Source organism: Amycolatopsis orientalis DSM 40040 = KCTC 9412, assembly GCF_000478275.1.
In the GTDB taxonomy this organism is placed as follows: domain Bacteria; phylum Actinomycetota; class Actinomycetes; order Mycobacteriales; family Pseudonocardiaceae; genus Amycolatopsis; species Amycolatopsis orientalis.
In genome coordinates this window covers 1-15,203 of record NZ_ASJB01000057.1, presented here as the reverse complement: position 1 = coordinate 15,203, position 15,203 = coordinate 1, and the positions used below count along the sequence as shown (strand labels likewise).

Annotated in this window: 10 protein-coding genes and 1 riboswitch; of the genes, 4 read left to right on the top strand and 6 right to left on the bottom strand. The window is 69.6% G+C overall.

What is annotated here, in order from left to right; all coding sequences use genetic code 11:
* The first annotated feature begins 83 nt into the window (after positions 1 to 83).
* Entirely contained in the window at positions 84 to 1,040 is a 957-nt protein-coding gene (locus L324_RS18705; protein WP_037310197.1) for a helix-turn-helix transcriptional regulator, read from the top strand.
* 90 nt (positions 1,041 to 1,130) lie between these two features.
* Complete coding sequence (locus tag L324_RS18700) at positions 1,131 to 2,381, top strand: cation:proton antiporter (protein ID WP_037309776.1); 1,251 nt, start codon at positions 1,131 to 1,133, stop codon at positions 2,379 to 2,381.
* 4 nt (positions 2,382 to 2,385) lie between these two features.
* On the opposite strand, the gene L324_RS18695 is transcribed toward L324_RS18700, so the two are convergent.
* On the bottom strand, positions 2,386 to 2,895 hold the full coding sequence (locus L324_RS18695; RefSeq protein WP_037309773.1) for an SRPBCC family protein: 510 nt from the start codon (positions 2,893 to 2,895) through the stop codon (positions 2,386 to 2,388).
* A 146-nt stretch (positions 2,896 to 3,041) separates the two neighbouring features.
* On the bottom strand, positions 3,042 to 3,677 hold the full coding sequence (locus L324_RS18690; protein WP_037310194.1) for a DUF4230 domain-containing protein: 636 nt from the start codon (positions 3,675 to 3,677) through the stop codon (positions 3,042 to 3,044).
* Between the two features lie 111 nt (positions 3,678 to 3,788).
* Here L324_RS18690 and mptB point away from each other — a divergent pair, with 111 nt between their 5' ends.
* Complete coding sequence (gene mptB / locus L324_RS18685; RefSeq protein ID WP_037309770.1) at positions 3,789 to 5,228, top strand: polyprenol phosphomannose-dependent alpha 1,6 mannosyltransferase MptB; 1,440 nt, start codon at positions 3,789 to 3,791, stop codon at positions 5,226 to 5,228.
* Between the two features lie 9 nt (positions 5,229 to 5,237).
* Here mptB and L324_RS18680 read toward each other — a convergent pair whose 3' ends face one another.
* The 4 genes from L324_RS18680 to L324_RS18665 are packed head-to-tail and all read right to left on the bottom strand — an operon-like array spanning position 5,238 to position 14,287.
* Positions 5,238 to 6,251 (bottom strand): hypothetical protein, encoded by a 1,014-nt coding sequence (locus L324_RS18680; protein WP_037309763.1) that lies wholly within the window; start codon positions 6,249 to 6,251, stop codon positions 5,238 to 5,240.
* Positions 6,248 to 10,888: an ATP-binding protein gene (locus L324_RS18675; RefSeq protein ID WP_152546907.1), complete on the bottom strand. Its 4,641-nt coding sequence runs from the start codon at positions 10,886 to 10,888 to the stop codon at positions 6,248 to 6,250. The genes L324_RS18680 and L324_RS18675 overlap by 4 nt, the downstream gene beginning before the upstream one ends.
* Positions 10,885 to 13,023 (bottom strand): CHAT domain-containing protein, encoded by a 2,139-nt coding sequence (locus tag L324_RS18670; protein ID WP_152546906.1) that lies wholly within the window; start codon positions 13,021 to 13,023, stop codon positions 10,885 to 10,887. Before L324_RS18670 ends, L324_RS18675 begins: the two co-directional genes overlap by 4 nt.
* Entirely contained in the window at positions 13,010 to 14,287 is a 1,278-nt protein-coding gene (locus tag L324_RS18665) for a hypothetical protein (protein ID WP_037309757.1), read from the bottom strand. Before L324_RS18665 ends, L324_RS18670 begins: the two co-directional genes overlap by 14 nt.
* Positions 14,288 to 14,613: 326 nt before the next feature.
* Positions 14,614 to 14,682, top strand: a riboswitch (guanidine-III (ykkC-III) riboswitch).
* An 11-nt stretch (positions 14,683 to 14,693) separates the two neighbouring features.
* Here L324_RS18665 and L324_RS18660 point away from each other — a divergent pair.
* On the top strand, positions 14,694 to 15,008 hold the full coding sequence (locus L324_RS18660) for a DMT family transporter (RefSeq protein ID WP_037310189.1): 315 nt from the start codon (positions 14,694 to 14,696) through the stop codon (positions 15,006 to 15,008).
* Positions 15,009 to 15,203 lie beyond the last annotated feature (195 nt).

The window sequence follows — 15,203 nt, the reverse complement described above, 5'->3', positions numbered from 1 at the left end:
CGGGTTGTCGTTTTCTGGCACAAGACGACTCTCGCAGGGGTAGAGGACAGGTTGTGGCCTCTACTCGGGGCAAGATGGAAGACATGCCGAAGACCTCCGCCCGCCTGCTGTCGATGCTCTCGCTGCTGCAGGCGCGCCGCGACTGGCCGGGGGCGCTGCTGGCCGAACGGCTGGACATCAGCCCGCGCACGGTCCGGCGCGACGTCGACAGGCTCCGCGAACTCGGTTACCCCATCGCCACCATCAAGGGACCCGACGGTGGCTACCGGCTCGACGCCGGTTCCGAGCTGCCGCCGCTGCTGTTCGACGACGAGCAGGCTGTCGCGCTGGCCGTCGCACTCCAGATCGCCACCACCAGCGGCGCGGGGATCGAGGAAGCGGCCATGCGGGCGCTGCACACCGTCCGGCAGGTGATGCCGTCGCGGTTGCGGCGCCGCATCGACACCTTGCGCGTCACGGCCGTCGAGTCGCCCGCGAACCGGGCGGATCCCCGCGTCGACGGCGACGTCCTGCTGACGCTCGGCGCGGCCGTGCACGCCCGCGAGATCCTGCGCTTCGACTACGCGGGCGCTTCGCCGCCGCGCCGGGTGGAACCGCACCACCTGGTCACCTGGCACGGCCGCTGGTACCTCGTCGCCTGGGACTCCGACCGCGAGGACTGGCGCACTTTCCGGGCCGACAGGATCACGCCGCGGACGCCGACGGGCCCGCGGTTCACGCCGCGGGACCTGCCCGCCGACGACGTCGCCACGTTCGTCGCGAGCAGGTTCCGCGGCTCCGACGGCTCCGGCGACTGGCCGTGCCAGGGAGAGGTGATCCTCGATCTCCCCGCCACCACCGTCGCGCACTACGTCCGCGACGGCGTCGTCGAAGAAGCCGGGCCGGACCGGTGCCGGCTCGTGCTCGGATCGTGGTCCTGGGCCGGGCTGGCGGCGAGCATCGGACGGTTCGACGCGGACATCGAAGTCGTCGGGCCCCCGGAACTCAAGGAGGCCTTCGCCTCGCTGGCCCGCCGCTACGCCCAGGCGGCCCGCGTTTAGTCCTCTGGATGCGGACCGGTCCACAAAGGACTCGAAGTCGGCGGATGATCCACCCGGTTGCGCGAGGCCCCCGCCGGGTACCCAGCCCGGATGGAGATATTGCTCGCCGGGGCAGGCGTTCTGGCGTTGTGCGCCGCGGTGCTGCCGAACCTGCTGCACGAACGCGCGCTGTCGATGCCACTGGTCCTGCTGGTGGGCGGGCTGATCTTCGGGTTGCTCCCGTTCGGATACCCGTACGGCCAGGGCGTGCTCGATCCGCGGTCGCATGTGGGCGCTGTGGAGGTGATCACCGAACTCGGCGTCCTGGTGTCGCTGGTGGGCGCCGGGCTCAAGTCCGACCGGCTGATCGGCTGGCGATCGTGGAACTCGACCTGGCGGCTGCTGGCGATCACGCTGCCGCTGTCGGTCGGCGCGGTGGCCCTGCTCGGCTGGTGGGCGCTCGCCCTGTCCCCGGCGGCCGCGCTGCTGCTGGGCGCCGTCCTGTCACCGACCGATCCGGTGCTGGCGAGCGACGTCCAGGTCCCCGCGCCGCATACCGACGACGGCCGGGGCGCGGACAACGAGATCAGGTTCACGCTCACCTCGGAAGCCGGGCTCAACGACGGGCTGGCGATGCCGTTCGTGCTGGTGGCGCTCGTCCTGGCCGGAACGGCGAGCACCTCTCCCGTGCCGTGGCTGCTGACCGAGGTCGTCGTGCCGCTCGCGGTCGCCGTGCTGGTGGGGCTCGCCTGCGGCCGGTTGCTGTCCTGGCTCATGTTCCGGGTGCGGCACGAGCGGCTGCGCCTGGGCGAGTACTCCGACGGGCTGGTGGTGCTGGCCATCGCGTTCCTCCCCTTCGCGCTGTGCGAATGGCTCGGAGGGATCGGCTTCGTCGCGGTGTTCACCACCGCCGCGACCATCCGCGCCAGCGAACGCTCCCACGAGTACCACGGGGTACTGCACGAATTCGGTGATCAGCTGGAACGGCTCTTCGTCGCGCTGGCCCTGCTCGGCCTCGGTGTCGCACTGGGCGACGGGCTCCTGGCCGATCTGCGGCTCGTCGAGATCCTCGTGGCGGTGGTGGCGGTGGTCGTCGTGCGCCCGCTGTTCGGCGGGCTGGCCCTGCTCGGTGGCGCCACCACCCGCCCGGCGGCGACGGCGATCGCCTTCTTCGGCATCCGCGGGATCGGGAGTCTCTACTACCTGTCCTACGCCCTGGGGCACGGCGACTTCCCGATGGCCGACTCCCTCTGGCGGGTCACGGCGCTCACGATCGCGGTGTCGGTCCTCGTGCACGGCCTGCTGTCCGGTCCGGTGATGCGCAAACTCGAGAAGCGGGGCATGCAGCACCCTCGCGTTTAGCCCGCTAAACGCGCCATTCCCGGCCCTCGAGCCGCGCTTTCACCCGCCGCAAGGTGGCGGCGATATTGGCCCGGTTGGTCGCGGCGCGATCGGGCTGACCGGTGATGAGGATGGCGAGCGGGACGAACCACGGCGGTACCCGCAGCCAGTTGGTCACGGTGACCCGGCTGCCGTCGCCGTCGGGCCGGATGTCGTATTCCCAGCGGGAAATCGGCACGAAGAACGGCGTGCGCACCCGGTAGGCGAACCGGCGCCCCGGTTCGGCTTCGATGATCTCGGCGTGGGTCACCCAGCGCCGCAGGCCGTTGCGGTTGCTGCCGGAGAACCAGTTCCCGACGGCGGCCTCGGTCGCGCCGCGGATCCAGCGGGCCTTGCGGAGTTCCTCGGCGCATTCGGCCATCGCGACGGGGTCGCTGATCAACCGGTACACCTTCTCCGGCGGGGCGTCGATCGAGACCTCTCCGGTGGCGAGCGGCTCGGTATAGGTCAAGGTCTGCCTCGGCTTCGTCACCATCGCGCCTCCCACTCGACCCTGCCAGCCCACCAGTACGCGGCCGCACGGTCAAGGCGGTGCGGCAAGCACAGCACGTTCGCGGGAGAATCATCGTGCGGCGATGAGTGCTTGGGGCGCGCTCTGCTTCATCCGGGTACGAAGCGAGGTCAGGTGGCCGGCTCCGCCGGGAACGTCACCTCGAAGCCCAAGGCCCGCAGCATCCCGGTGAGCATCGACTTGGTGTTGGCCTTGGCGCGTTCGAGCAGACCGGAATGCTGCGCGGCTTCGGCGATCCGCTGCTCCGCGGCGAGATGGAACTGCCGCTGATCCGGTACGGACACCAGTGCCCCGAGCCGGTCGATCAGACCGCGTTCCTGGCCGAAGACGTAGCTGCGCTCGTGGTCCAGATTGGGTTTCGCCAGCCGGGGTTCCGGCAGCCGCACCTCGACCGACCGCCGGTCCTCCGAGACGGTGAGCGAATTCTCCACCAGCGGCCCGAAATCGATGTAGGCGTCGACCGTTCCCGCGGCCACGAACAGGGTCCGCTCCCCGGCGATGCTCGCGGGCACCCACTTGACGTCCTTCTCGATGTCGACGACGACCTGGTAGTCACCGGCCGCCGCGTGATACTGGCTCAGATCGCGGACGGCCTGGAGCACCGCGGGCTGCGAACGGTCCACAGTGGACGTTCCGAACGGGTCGATCTTCGGCAGCAGACCGGTTATCTGCAGTGCCGCGGCGACGATCAGGAGCCCGATCACCGCGAACGCGCCGAGACGCACCCAGCGTTTCTTCACGCCCACCACCGCCTCTCCAGGGCGGGGATACCCGGCCGGCACCGGGCCGAAGCGTCTGGCGACCGTTTCTCGGACGATCGGCGGAACCGGTCTCCGCACTTGGAGTAGTTTGACCGCATGCAGAACGTCTTGCCCGCGCCGGAGAAGACCGGGCTGAACCTCCGGACACTCCACTGGGCGGGATTCACCGGGATCGCCGTGCTGGTGCTGGTCACGTCCGGGATCGGCCTGCCCTCGGTCCTGGTGGTGGCGCTGGGGGTCACCGGGATGGCCACCCTGGTGCTGTCCTGGCTGGGCATCGGACGGCTCGCCGCCGCACTGCCGGAACGGCGGCTGTACTGGATCGCGGTCTCGTGGTGCGTACCGCTGCTGGCCGCGCGGCCGCTGTTCAGCGGCGACATCAACAGCTATCTGGCACAGGGCCTGATCGCCGCCAAGGGCTTCGACACCTATCTCGTCGGACCGGCCGAGGCGCTCGGCGCCGATTCGCCGGTGACGCTGGCGGTCAGCCACTACTGGCGGGACACGCCCGCGCCGTACGGTCCGGCGTTCGTCGCGCTGGCCCGCACGATCGCCGGGATCGCCGGGGACGAGCTGGTCGCGACGGTGCTGCTGCATCGCCTGCTGGGGCTGGCGGGGATCGCGCTCATGGCGTGGGCGCTCCCCCGGCTCGCCCGCCGCGCCGGGGTGTCGCCGTCGATCGCGCTGTGGCTTGCCCTGCTCAACCCGCTCGTGCTGTGGCACGTCGTGGCGGGCGTGCACAACGACGGGCTCATGGTCGGCCTGATGGTCGCCGGGCTGGAACTCGTCCTCATGGGCGCGGCGAGGACCGGCGCCGCCCGGCCCGCGTTGATCGCGGCCGGTGTGATCGCGGTGAGCGCCGCCGCGAACGTCAAGATCGTGGCCGTCGCGGCCCTGCTGTTCGTCGGCGTCGACCTGTTCCGCCGGGCGACCCCCGCCGGCCGGGTGGCGGTGGCGCTGGGACTGCCCGCCGGATTCGCCGCGGTCACGGTGGCGATCTCCCTCGGCAGCGGGCTCGGTTTCGGCTGGGTCCGGGTACTTTCCGGGGTTTCCGGGCAGGTCCACAGCTGGATGGCGCCCACCAACGAACTCGGCTTCCTCGTCGGTGGGGTCGGCAAGCTCTTCGGCGCGGACCTGACCGACGGCGCGATCAAGGTGTTCTCGCTCATCGGCGCCATCCTCGGCCTGGCCGTGGGGGCCAGGCTGCTGTGGCTCACCTACCGGGAGAAGCTGCATCCGCTCTACGGCGCGGGGCTGACCTTCGCCGCGATGCTGGTCCTCGGTCCGGTCGTGCAGCCGTGGTATCTCCTGTGGACGGTCGCGCTGCTCGCCGTGAGCCTCACGACCGGCCGCGGTCGCTGGATCCTCGCCGGGATCAGCGCGGTGTTCGGGGTGCTCCTCCCGCCCGCGAACGGCGGCGCGGTGTCCCTGGCACTGGGTTACCTGATCGCCGTCGTGCTGATCGGCGGGACCTTGTTCGTGCTCAGGCGCAAGAACCTCTTGCCGGAGATCAGGTTCCGCAAGAGCCGGGCCTGAGCATGAGGGTCACGCCAGGAGGTCGTCCAAAGTCAGCTTCGCGACCTCCTCGGCGTCCGGGAGCAGCCGGGCCGGAACCGGATCGAAGCCCCCGTCCTCCTGCGGGACCGCGCCGAGTTCCTTGACCAGATCGATCTGATCCGCCACGTACTTCGCGAGCCTGAACCGGTCGCGGGCGATGAGATCGGCCGAGCCGACGGCTTCGGTGATGGCCAGCGCTCGGATCTGCTTGAACCGCTCCACCTCACCGGACAACCATTCGGTGGCGGCGCGCTGCTGGAGCGACGCCAGCTGCGGGAAGCGCAGTTCGTCGTGCTCGGTCCGGCATTCGACCCGCAGGACGAGGTAGTCGAACCCGGTGAGGAGGCCGGAGTCGCTCCGTAGCCTGCCGTTCTCCATCCGGAGGCCGGCGGGCAGTTCGTGCTCCTGGGCGTTGATGAGCACGAGGCTCCCGGAGCGCAGAACCTGCCCGCCACCGCCGTCGGAGACCAGCGTGTGGTGCAGGCCGAGCACCGGGGCCTCCTTCTGCGCGTCCAGCACGATGCCGAGTCCCTGGGAGATCTTGTCCGCGATGTCGGCGGCCATGCTGAGCGGCGGTCCGATCAGCGAGGCCAGCTTCCCGCCGATCTCGACCGCCGCGGCCAGCGGCCCGGCGACCGTGGCGCGGTAAAGCCCCGCTTCCAGCTCGACGGTGCCACCGACGAACGGAAGCAGCGTCGTCATCGGGTAATCCAGATACACCCCGGCCGAAAGCGGCGCCGAGGGTTTGGTGAACCGCGTGAACGGAGTCGCGCGTCCGGCGAAGCTGAGCGTCACCCCGCCGTGCAGGGCCGGGAAGTGGTCGTTACCCCAGCTACGGGCGGTCGCGAGAAACCCTTCGGCCAGCCACAACCGGACATACCCTTCGCCCGGGTCCAAGGGCTCGGCGCCGTCGTCGGCGTAGAACCTCAGGGTGAGCTGTTTCGCGTTGGTGGTGAACCAGCTCCTCACCTGGTCACCGACTTTGCGGATGTTTCCGCTCATGAGGTTCCCTTTCTCTTGTCCCGCAGGAAGAACAGCACGTCGAGGCAGGCGTACGGCGAGTCGGTCCCGACGCGGTCCGCCTTGTACACCATCGTCTTCAGATCGGCGACGAGACTGAACAAGGCAGGCCCGGTGGTCCCCTCGAAACGGTTCGCCGCCCGCCAGATCATCTCGACGGCGTCCCTGGCGAGCCGGTCCGGCAGCGGCGGGATGACCAGCACCGCGTCGACCGCCTTGTCCATCGCCGCCGTCGCCGCCCGGACGAAGGGCTCACGTGCCCTTCCCAGCGGTGTCGGCGGTCCGTCCACCGGTTCCGCCTGCAATACCACCAAAGCCACCGGGTCCTTGGTCAGTGAGTACAGGTCCAGCAGGTCTTCGCGGCTGTTCGAACCACGGCTCGACGCGCGGCTCGCTTCCCCGAACGTGTCGCGGACGCGGAACTGCCAGCCCGCCGACGAACGCACCGGAGTGCCCACCACGTGCACCAGCCGTTTGAATCCGGGCATGTCCTCGTTCCACACCGGGCCCGGCCACAGGCTCACCGGGGCGTGGAGAAGTTTCCCGCCGGCGGGCCGGGTCAGGACACCGGGTTCGGCCACCGGTCCGGGAAGCCACCGGGTCCACACGACCCGGGGCAGGTCCTTCGTCGGCATTCCCTGGCCGAGATCGTTTTCCCAGGGGAAGGCGAACTGGTCCTCGCGGGGGATCTCCAGGAGGACGATCGCCGTGGTGGTCGGGATCATCAGGTCCACCAGGAGGTCCACCACGCCCTCCGGGAAGGGCGGCTCGATGTCCGGCTGGTAGACCTCGGACCAGAGCGGGGTCGCGAGATACTTCCGCTCACGGTCCTTTTTCGGTTCCTCGGCGAGTTTGGCGAGTTCCCGCCCGGGATAGCCGGTCAAGAGATAGTCGGCCGCGAGACTGTCCGGGCCTTGTCGCCGGATTTCCAGCCGTCGCACCGTGAATTCCATGTCGGCCGCCCCCACCCTGCTCAAGGCCATCACCACGGCGACCCCCAACCCCAGCCCGATCACCCAGCCGGCGGAACCACCCGACACGGCGCTGAACACGGAAGCGATGACACCGAGGGCAAGGCACATGAGCAGTACGAAGCTCATCTGCCGTCCAGTGTGCCCCGCCACCCAGCGGCGGCAGCGGTGGACATACGCCCCCACGGTGTAGCTGAGGAACGCCGCGAACAGCCTGACCACCTCGGGCGTCCAGCGGCGACGCCTGGCGCGCTTCGAGGACGCTTGCGCCACCTCGACGGAGGGCATCCGCAGCGCGCGAGCACGATCGATTCCCTCGGGAAAGCCGCACGACGAGAACGCTTCTTCGGCGTTTTCGAGCAGACGCCAGGATTCTTCGACATGCCCCAGCTTCGCGTGGATCTCCCCGGCCATGAGCGAAGCACGTCCGGATGCCAGCGGGCCGTCGACGGGAAGCCTCGAAACGGGCGGTGGCAGTCCGAGGCTTTCGGCTTCCCAATGGTCGAGGTGGTCGGTGGCCCACCGGTCGGCCTCGTCCCGGGCCGGTGGTGTGCCGCGTGGATCGCACCGCCAGCGTCCGAACGGCGTGCAGAGCTCACGCCAGTCGCCGACGATGTTCCCGGACAACCGGAGCACGAGGCACGCCTCGTCACGCAATCTCGGCGTGCCCTCGTAGGCGAGACTCCTGACGTGCGCGTGCCGCTGCGTTCCCTCCTGGCGGCACAACCGGAGCAGGGCGAGGTCGCAACTCTCGATGAGTTCCGCCTGATCGCCCGCCGCGACGGCCAGTCTCCGTTGCCGTTCGAGCAGTTCCGCGGCCCGGTCGTAGTCACCCCGCATACCCATCGCGTCGGCGATCGCCACCACCAGCGGGCGGCCGAAACCGTTGTGCAGCCAGGAAAGCGGTCTGCCGGAGAGCGGCTCCAGCCGGAGATGGGGAATCGCCACGTCCACGGTCGACGCCAGTCGGTGGTCGAGGAGCGCGGCACGGAGGCGGTCGGCGTCGATGTCGTCGCCGGCGAGCCGGAGTTCCCCGGACCAGGCTCGCCACTCCGTCTCGGGCAAGGGTTCCCCGCCGTAGAGCGCGATCAGGACCCGCATCAGCCGCAGCCGCTCCAGCAGCCCGCGGGGTACGACCCAGTCCGCGTACTCGGGCGGATCCCACAGGTTCCGGTCCTCGTCACGCAGGCACTCCTGCAGGCGATTCGTCGCGCGCTCCAGATCGTCCAGCACCGGCCGTTCGACATCGCGTCGCAGCCAGAGCCCGGCCAACAGGATCGCGGCCGCGGCGGCGAGCCTGGGCTGCGCCCGCTCGATCAAGCGTTCCAGCACTTCCCTGAGCAAAAGGAAGAAGACAGGTGACGCGGGACGCGTGATCAGGTTCTCCACCGCGGCGACCATCGAATCCGCCGGGACCGTCGAATCGTCGATGAGGCACAGGTCGAGGAAGGAAGCCACGTGGTCGGGCAGGTCGTCGGACTCGTCCACCGAGATCTGGCCGAGCCGGGCGCGGACCTGGAGCGCCGCCGAGCCCTTTCCCGGCATTCTCGCCGCGTGTTCCTCGACTCCGGACCACAGTCGCTCCAGTCCGTCTCTGTGTCCATTGTGGACGCGTGCCGCGGCGGCGGTCGCCAGCACCGCGGCCAGGATCGTCGGGCCGCCGGAGGTCACCCTGGCCTGTTCCATCGCCGCGACCCGCGCGGCCACGCCCTCCGCCCACGCCCACTCACGCCGGGAGACGATCGCGTCGTCGAGCCAGCGCCACAGGTCCGCCGCCTCTTCGGGAGGGAGCAGCCGGACGGCCGCCACCACGGTCTCCGTCGCCACCTCGGAGAACGGCTTCTGCTTGATCACCGCGGCGGCGTCGCGACCGAGCGCGTGCGGGTCGGGTGAAGGACGCTCCGGCGACCGGTCCAGGACCGCGCGAAGCCGTTCACGGATGTGCTCGTCGATCTCGAGCACGCTGGGCATCCCGTCCCTGCCCAGTTTGCGGACGTTCACCCATTCCTGTGCCGCGAGCCCGTCGAAGGCCGCCTTGACGTCGACCCTGGCCCTGGTGAGCGCGGGGGTGATCAGATCGCGGTCGAATTCCCCGAACGCGGCGGCGACGGGGAGCGCCGAGTTGACCTGCCGGTCCTGGATGCGCGCGAGGATCCGGCGTTCCACATAAGGGTCCTTGTCCTTGCCGGTGAGCCCGGCGAGGTCGAGCGCTGGTTCGTCGCGGACCCAGTCGCAGAGCCCCGCGAGTTCGAACGGGTTGTACCGGCCGTCTTCCAGCGACCGGTCCAGCAGCGCGGGCCACACCTCCACCGGCACCTCGCGTTCGGCGAGATACCCCTCCGCGTCGGAGCGGGTGAAGCCACACATGGGCACGATCCGGACATGCTCGCGCGGTTTCAGGCTCGGGCCCCCGTGCGGTCCGTCACCAGGGGCCGACACCAGTTTGCGCCGCCCGGCGAACAGGACCCGGACGCTCGGCACCTGGTCGTGCAACCGTTCCACCAGATCGAAGGTCTGATCGATGGCGGGCGCCTGCGCACCCGGTGCGTAGAGCTTCGCGAGTTCTTCGCAGGTGTCCAGGACGAGGACGACCGGTGCCGGGAGGCGCCGCACGAAATCCGCGAACCGCTCGATGGCCTCCAGCCGGAGCCGTTCCGCCCGCACGGGATCGGGAAAGGACCGGGAAAGCTCTTCGTGCAGGGCATCGGCGGCGTCGCGGACCGCACGGTACCGGTGCTCGGCGTCGCGGGTGGTCGCGAAGCCGAGCAGCTCGTCGGTCATCGCGAGCAACAGCTCCCCCGGGCGGCGCTCCGGGTACCTCGGATCGAGGTGGTCGAAGTCCACGCGCGCCACCGGGAACCGCCCGAGTCCGCGATCCCCGGCCAGCTTGCCCGAAGCGAGGTATCGGATGGCCATCGTCTTGCCGACGCCCGCGTTCCCGAGCAGATGCGCGGCCCATTTCCCGTCGCGGCCGTGGATCAGTTCTTCGAGGACGTCCTCGATCTCGCTCCGCCGGTGATAGCCGCTCAGGTGGCCGAGGTCGTCCTTCGTCCGGTATTCACGGTCCAGCCGCCATTGCGCGCGTTTCACCGCGTCTTCGAGGGTGCCGCCGATGACGTCGCTGACCACCCGGGTGGTGGCGACGGTGGACGCCGCGGCCGCGAGATCCCGCTCGCGCAGAAACCCTTCGACGCAGTCCAGCAGGAGCGCGCCGGTGGGATCGGAGTAGAACCGCCGCACCAGCAACCAGACCCCGAGGCCGTCGTGGTCCAGCTTGCTGACCTCGCCGCAGAACAGGTTGTACTCGGCCTGCAGACGCTGGACGCCGAGTTTGTCCCGCAGGTAGTCGCCGACCTCACGACGTCGCCGGGTGCGGATCCAGAACGGCCCCGGCGCGTCACCGGCGGCGGTGCGGGAGGCACGCCGCTCGATGAGGTCGGCCTCGACCAGCCTTTCGACCAGGCCGGGCAGCTCGCCCGGCCCCGTCAGATGCAGCCGGACGGCGAGTTCGGGGGTCCATTCGGGCAAGAGGCTGACCCGGCACAGCGTCCGGGAATCGAGGCCCAGCTCGTCCAGCAACTCGGCGGCGGGATTGTCCTGCCACTGCGTCAGCAGCCGCCGCAGCTCGTCCGGAAAATGCTCCATCATCGGCCCAATCCCAGAAATCGGTCCCAGGTCGCGAAGTCGTCGTCCGCGGTGAAACATTTGTTGACGTGCAAGAGGTTGGCGACCTTGTAGAAGATGCGTTCCTTGACCATCGCCGGTTTTCCTTCGAGGAAATCGAAGGCGGACCGCACGACCTCCCAGTCCGCGTCCGGCAGCGCGGCGTAGACCTTGCGGTGTTTCTCGTCGTCCTTCAGCCACGGGTTCAGCAGGATCCACTGGAATCCGAGCAGGGCTTCGTCCGCCTCCAGCTCGTCCAGCGGCGGGAAGGCGTAGCCCGGCTGGCCGTACTTCAGATCGCTCAACGATCTCAGCAGCCGCCCGCCGTCGTCCTGGGAGGACGCGGTGAAGACGAACGGGGCCGGGCTGTCGCCGGAACCGAGGCCCAGCTCACCCGTCGTCTGGAGCCACGCCGCCAGCTCCGCCACGAACGGCCAGCGGTGGACCTCGTCGGCGAGCACGACGACCCTGGTGTGCTCACCGAACGGTTCGCCCCGTGCGGCCGCCACCCCGGCCAGCTTCTCGAAATCCGCCTCCAGGCATTCCCTGGCCAGTGCCGGTCGCAGCTCCCCGGTACCGCGGCGCAAGCGGTCCAGCGCCGCGATGTGGTTGCGCATACGCGGCCGGACGTCCGGGTCGTCGGCGTCCGGGTACTCCGCCTCGAGCAGATCGAAGCGCGGCACGGTGAGGCCGAGCCGCTTGGAGAGATCCTTCAGTTTGTCGTAGATCTCGAAGAGGAATCTGCGCAGGTCGCCCGGTTCGGCCCCGAGCCCGTACGGGCCGAGCAGGATCGGGAGATGCCCGCGCATCAACAGCTGGTACCCCATTTCCCGGAGCAGCCGGGTCCCGCCGAGGCGCTCCAGTGAGCCGTCGCGGATCACGCCGATCACGCCGAGCGGGTTCTTGTGGTCGAACATGTCGTCCACGTGGCCGAGGATCGCGTCCCGGCCGATGAACACCGGCGGCACCCGCAGCTCCAGCTGCCGGGCCGCCTTGGTCAGCCACTCGGCGGAGTCGCGGTTCACCGGGCGGAAGGCGGGATCGACCGATTCGGAGACGAACAGCGCGGGCATCGCCCAATCCAGCTGCAGCCCGGGTTCGGTCCGGGACAACGCCGCTTGACGTCCTTGCGCGACGGCCTTCGCGAGCGGCGTCCCGTCGCTGATCGCCTCCACCAGGCGCCTGCTGTAGAGCCTGCAGGCCTGTTCGCTCACCTCGCCCGCGACCGCGGACACGATGGGGATGCCCGCCGCCACCAGTTCGGCGGCGAGCGGTCCGGCCGGGGTCGGTTCCGCGAGCCCGCCCGAACCCGTACGGCAGGCGCTCAGCACCACCGCGAGCGGCCGCGAGGTCCTGGTCATGGCCGGGACGAGCACGTCGGCGCCCGCCCATTCACCCTTGGCCAGCTTCAGCTTGCCGTGTCCGTCGACGACGTCGCCGTGGGCGACCAGGTGCACGACGTCCGGCTGGAATTCCGAGCAGTGGCGGGCGAGTTCGTCACTGTCGACGCTCTGCACCGCCTTGGCCGCGCAGACCCCGTCGGCGTCGAAGGCGCGCACCAGGCCCATGAACATCGCGCCGGGCCGGATCGTGTCGTCCAGCAACGCGCCACCGACCGCGAAGAGCACCCTGGGGGTCCGCTCGATCGTCTGGACCGGGCCGGTCCGCTCCGGGACCAGCCGGGTGATCGCGACCAGCAGATCGGGATCGTTGGCCAGCGGGATCCCCTCGTGGCTCATGGCTTCCCAGGTCAGCTGATGCAGCGCGGTGTCGTCGACGGGCCAGCGCAGCGCCAGTTCCACCCCGCGGGCCGCGACGACGCACGGAAGCTTGCGGACATCGGCCCAGACGGGTTCCAGCAGGCTGTGGAAGAGCCATTCGCCGTAGGCGCAGACGTCACCCGCGACGGTCGCGCGGTCGTCGATCCGCGCCAGCCTGCCGGAAAGGTCCTCGACGTCGAGGTCTCCGCGATGGGGCAGGGTGAATTCGCGGCCGCAGACGTCCATCGTCACGGCGTCCAGCTCGAATCGCTCGTCGACGCCGTCGCCGGTGACCGTGACGGTCCAGCCGGGACCGGGGTCGCGGCGGGCCACATCGACGACGACTCTAGGCAGGTTCACCTTCGGCGGCCCTTTCGATCAGCAGTTCCCCGAGCGCGTCCGCCAAGGTCTCGACATCCGTCTCCGGTGACGGGGCGAGCAGGCCCGGGACGCCGCTGCGGCCGAGCAGGGACAGCAACGCCGTATGCAGCCTTCCGGTCACGGCATCCCCGGCCGCCGGGGCGAGAGCGCGATAGCGGTGTACCGCCGCGGCGATCAGCAGCCGCGGGGCCCGGCGCGTTTCGATCGCGCCGATCGCGGGTTCGGGCCGGGTCAGCTGCGCGGACCAGGCCCGCACGCTCGGCCCGGTACGGATGACTTCGTCCAGCGCCAGGCAGCGCAGCTTCGTGTCACCGAGCGGGAGATCCAGCAGAGCGGCGACGACGTCGGGGACGACGGCCAGCTGCGGCGCGGTCTTCGCGTCCTCGACGGCGGCCGCGTCGGCGGCGCACGGGATACCGGCGGGCGCGCCGAGCGCCTTGAGCGTCTCGCCCAGCAACGCGAGCCGCACCAACGGCGGCGGGTATCCCCCGCTCGCCAGCGACATCCCTTCCCGTGGGCCGTACTGCAACTCGTCGATCGCCCACGCGGCGGCCGGCCCGACCATGAGGAGCGAGAACACGTCCGCGAACACCTCGTTGTGCCAGGCGACCCAGTTCGCGGCCAGGTCTCGCGGAACCGCCTCCCGGAGCGCTTGCCGCACCGGAACGCCGAGATCGAGATCGTGGAGCACGTGGTGCCCCGTCTCATGGGCGGCGAGCACGACCCACCATCCTTCGCGCACCGCCTGCTCCGGCAGGGCGATCACCGGGATCGGCAATCGGTCCACGAATTCCATCAGCGGATCGTCGGACGGCGGCCTGAGTTCCGTCGGCAGGTCACACCGGCGGCGGGCAACGGCGTCCGTCCGGTTGTCGACGAAACACAGTGGTCCGGTCGGTGGTTTCCGGCCCACCGCGGCGAATCCCGCGCTCCAGCAGCTTCGCGCGAGTTCGTCGGCCGCGGCGAGCACGGCCTGATGACCGCCTGCCGCGCGCTGGTCGTACTTCTCCGCGTACCAGAGGAAGAGACGTCTCAACGTGGTGAGGCCACGATCGACGCGGCGGCAATGCGCATAGCCCTCGGCCGTGTCCCCGGAAACCGCCTCGATCTCGGCGCGTAATCGGGAGCACATGCGCGTCAGCGCGATTTCCAGAGTGCGCAAATGAGACGAGAACCGCCGGAACACCGGATCGCCGGAACGGCTCACGAGCCAGGCGCCGATCTCGGCGTCCAGCGCGTCCATCGCGGCCGTGGTGCGGGCTACGCGACGAGACAGACGCCCGGTATCGAGATCGAGCGTATCCGGGGGCCGTCCGATCAAGGACACTTTTCCTCCAGCTCTTGCCGACACCGGTCAGTCGGTATGCGGCCGCGAAGGGTTACACCCGAACGGAGGAATTCCGGTAACTTTCGATCCTTTCCGAAAAGCGGCGAAAATCGTTATCCCTTGACGGTTTCCCGACCCGTCGTAAATGTCCTCGCATCATGATGACCGTCCACAATGGTGTGTCGCGTGGTGATCTTCGTCAACCCGAGTGCGCCCCGCCCGGCCCTTGTGCGATCCTGGGTACGGAACCTCGTGATCGAGGTCCCCGGACGAGTGGGTGCCGTACCCGGCCAGCGACAAGACGGCGCTCTGGGAGCGCGTCATGTCGTGGCTTGTACTGATCGTTTCGGGTGTGCTGGAAGCCGTGTGGGCCACCGCCCTCGGCAGGTCCGAGGGACTTTCCCGGCCGACGCCGTCGGTGATCTTCGGCGTGACGCTGGTGGCGAGCATGGTGGGCCTCGGTTACGCGATGAAGGACCTTCCCGTCGGCACCGCCTACGCGGTCTGGGTCGGGATCGGGGCGTCGCTCACCGTCGGCTACGGCATGTGGTCCGGCGCGGAAACCGTTTCCCTGGCCAGAATTCTGCTTATCGTGGGCATCGTGGCCTGTGTGGTGGGCCTGAAGGTCCTGCACTGAAACGAAAGTCGCCGTCCCGCGCAGGGGTCGTGAGTGGCGAGTGTTGTTATTGAGGGGTAGGGCAAATGTGTCCCCAATGTGGCGTTGGAGACGTTCAAGGTCTCCAATGCCGCATTGGGGACACCGGCTCCGAAACACGGGCCCGGATCCCGTTCTGAAGGGAACCTTCGAGACGCTCCACGTCCGAAAGGGGGC

Bases quoted from the DNA above. Each gene is read 5' to 3' on its own strand.
- L324_RS18705 (WP_037310197.1), top strand. From the start codon at position 84: ATGCCGAAGACCTCCGCCCGCCTGCTGTCGATGCTCTCGCTGCTGCAG.
- L324_RS18700 (WP_037309776.1), top strand. From the start codon at position 1,131: ATGGAGATATTGCTCGCCGGGGCAGGCGTTCTGGCGTTGTGCGCCGCG.
- L324_RS18695 (WP_037309773.1), bottom strand. From the start codon at position 2,895: ATGGTGACGAAGCCGAGGCAGACCTTGACCTATACCGAGCCGCTCGCC.
- mptB (WP_037309770.1), top strand. From the start codon at position 3,789: ATGCAGAACGTCTTGCCCGCGCCGGAGAAGACCGGGCTGAACCTCCGG.
- L324_RS18680 (WP_037309763.1), bottom strand. From the start codon at position 6,251: ATGAGCGGAAACATCCGCAAAGTCGGTGACCAGGTGAGGAGCTGGTTC.
- L324_RS18675 (WP_152546907.1), bottom strand. From the start codon at position 10,888: ATGATGGAGCATTTTCCGGACGAGCTGCGGCGGCTGCTGACGCAGTGG.
- L324_RS18665 (WP_037309757.1), bottom strand. From the start codon at position 14,287: ATGGACGCGCTGGACGCCGAGATCGGCGCCTGGCTCGTGAGCCGTTCC.
- L324_RS18660 (WP_037310189.1), top strand. From the start codon at position 14,694: ATGTCGTGGCTTGTACTGATCGTTTCGGGTGTGCTGGAAGCCGTGTGG.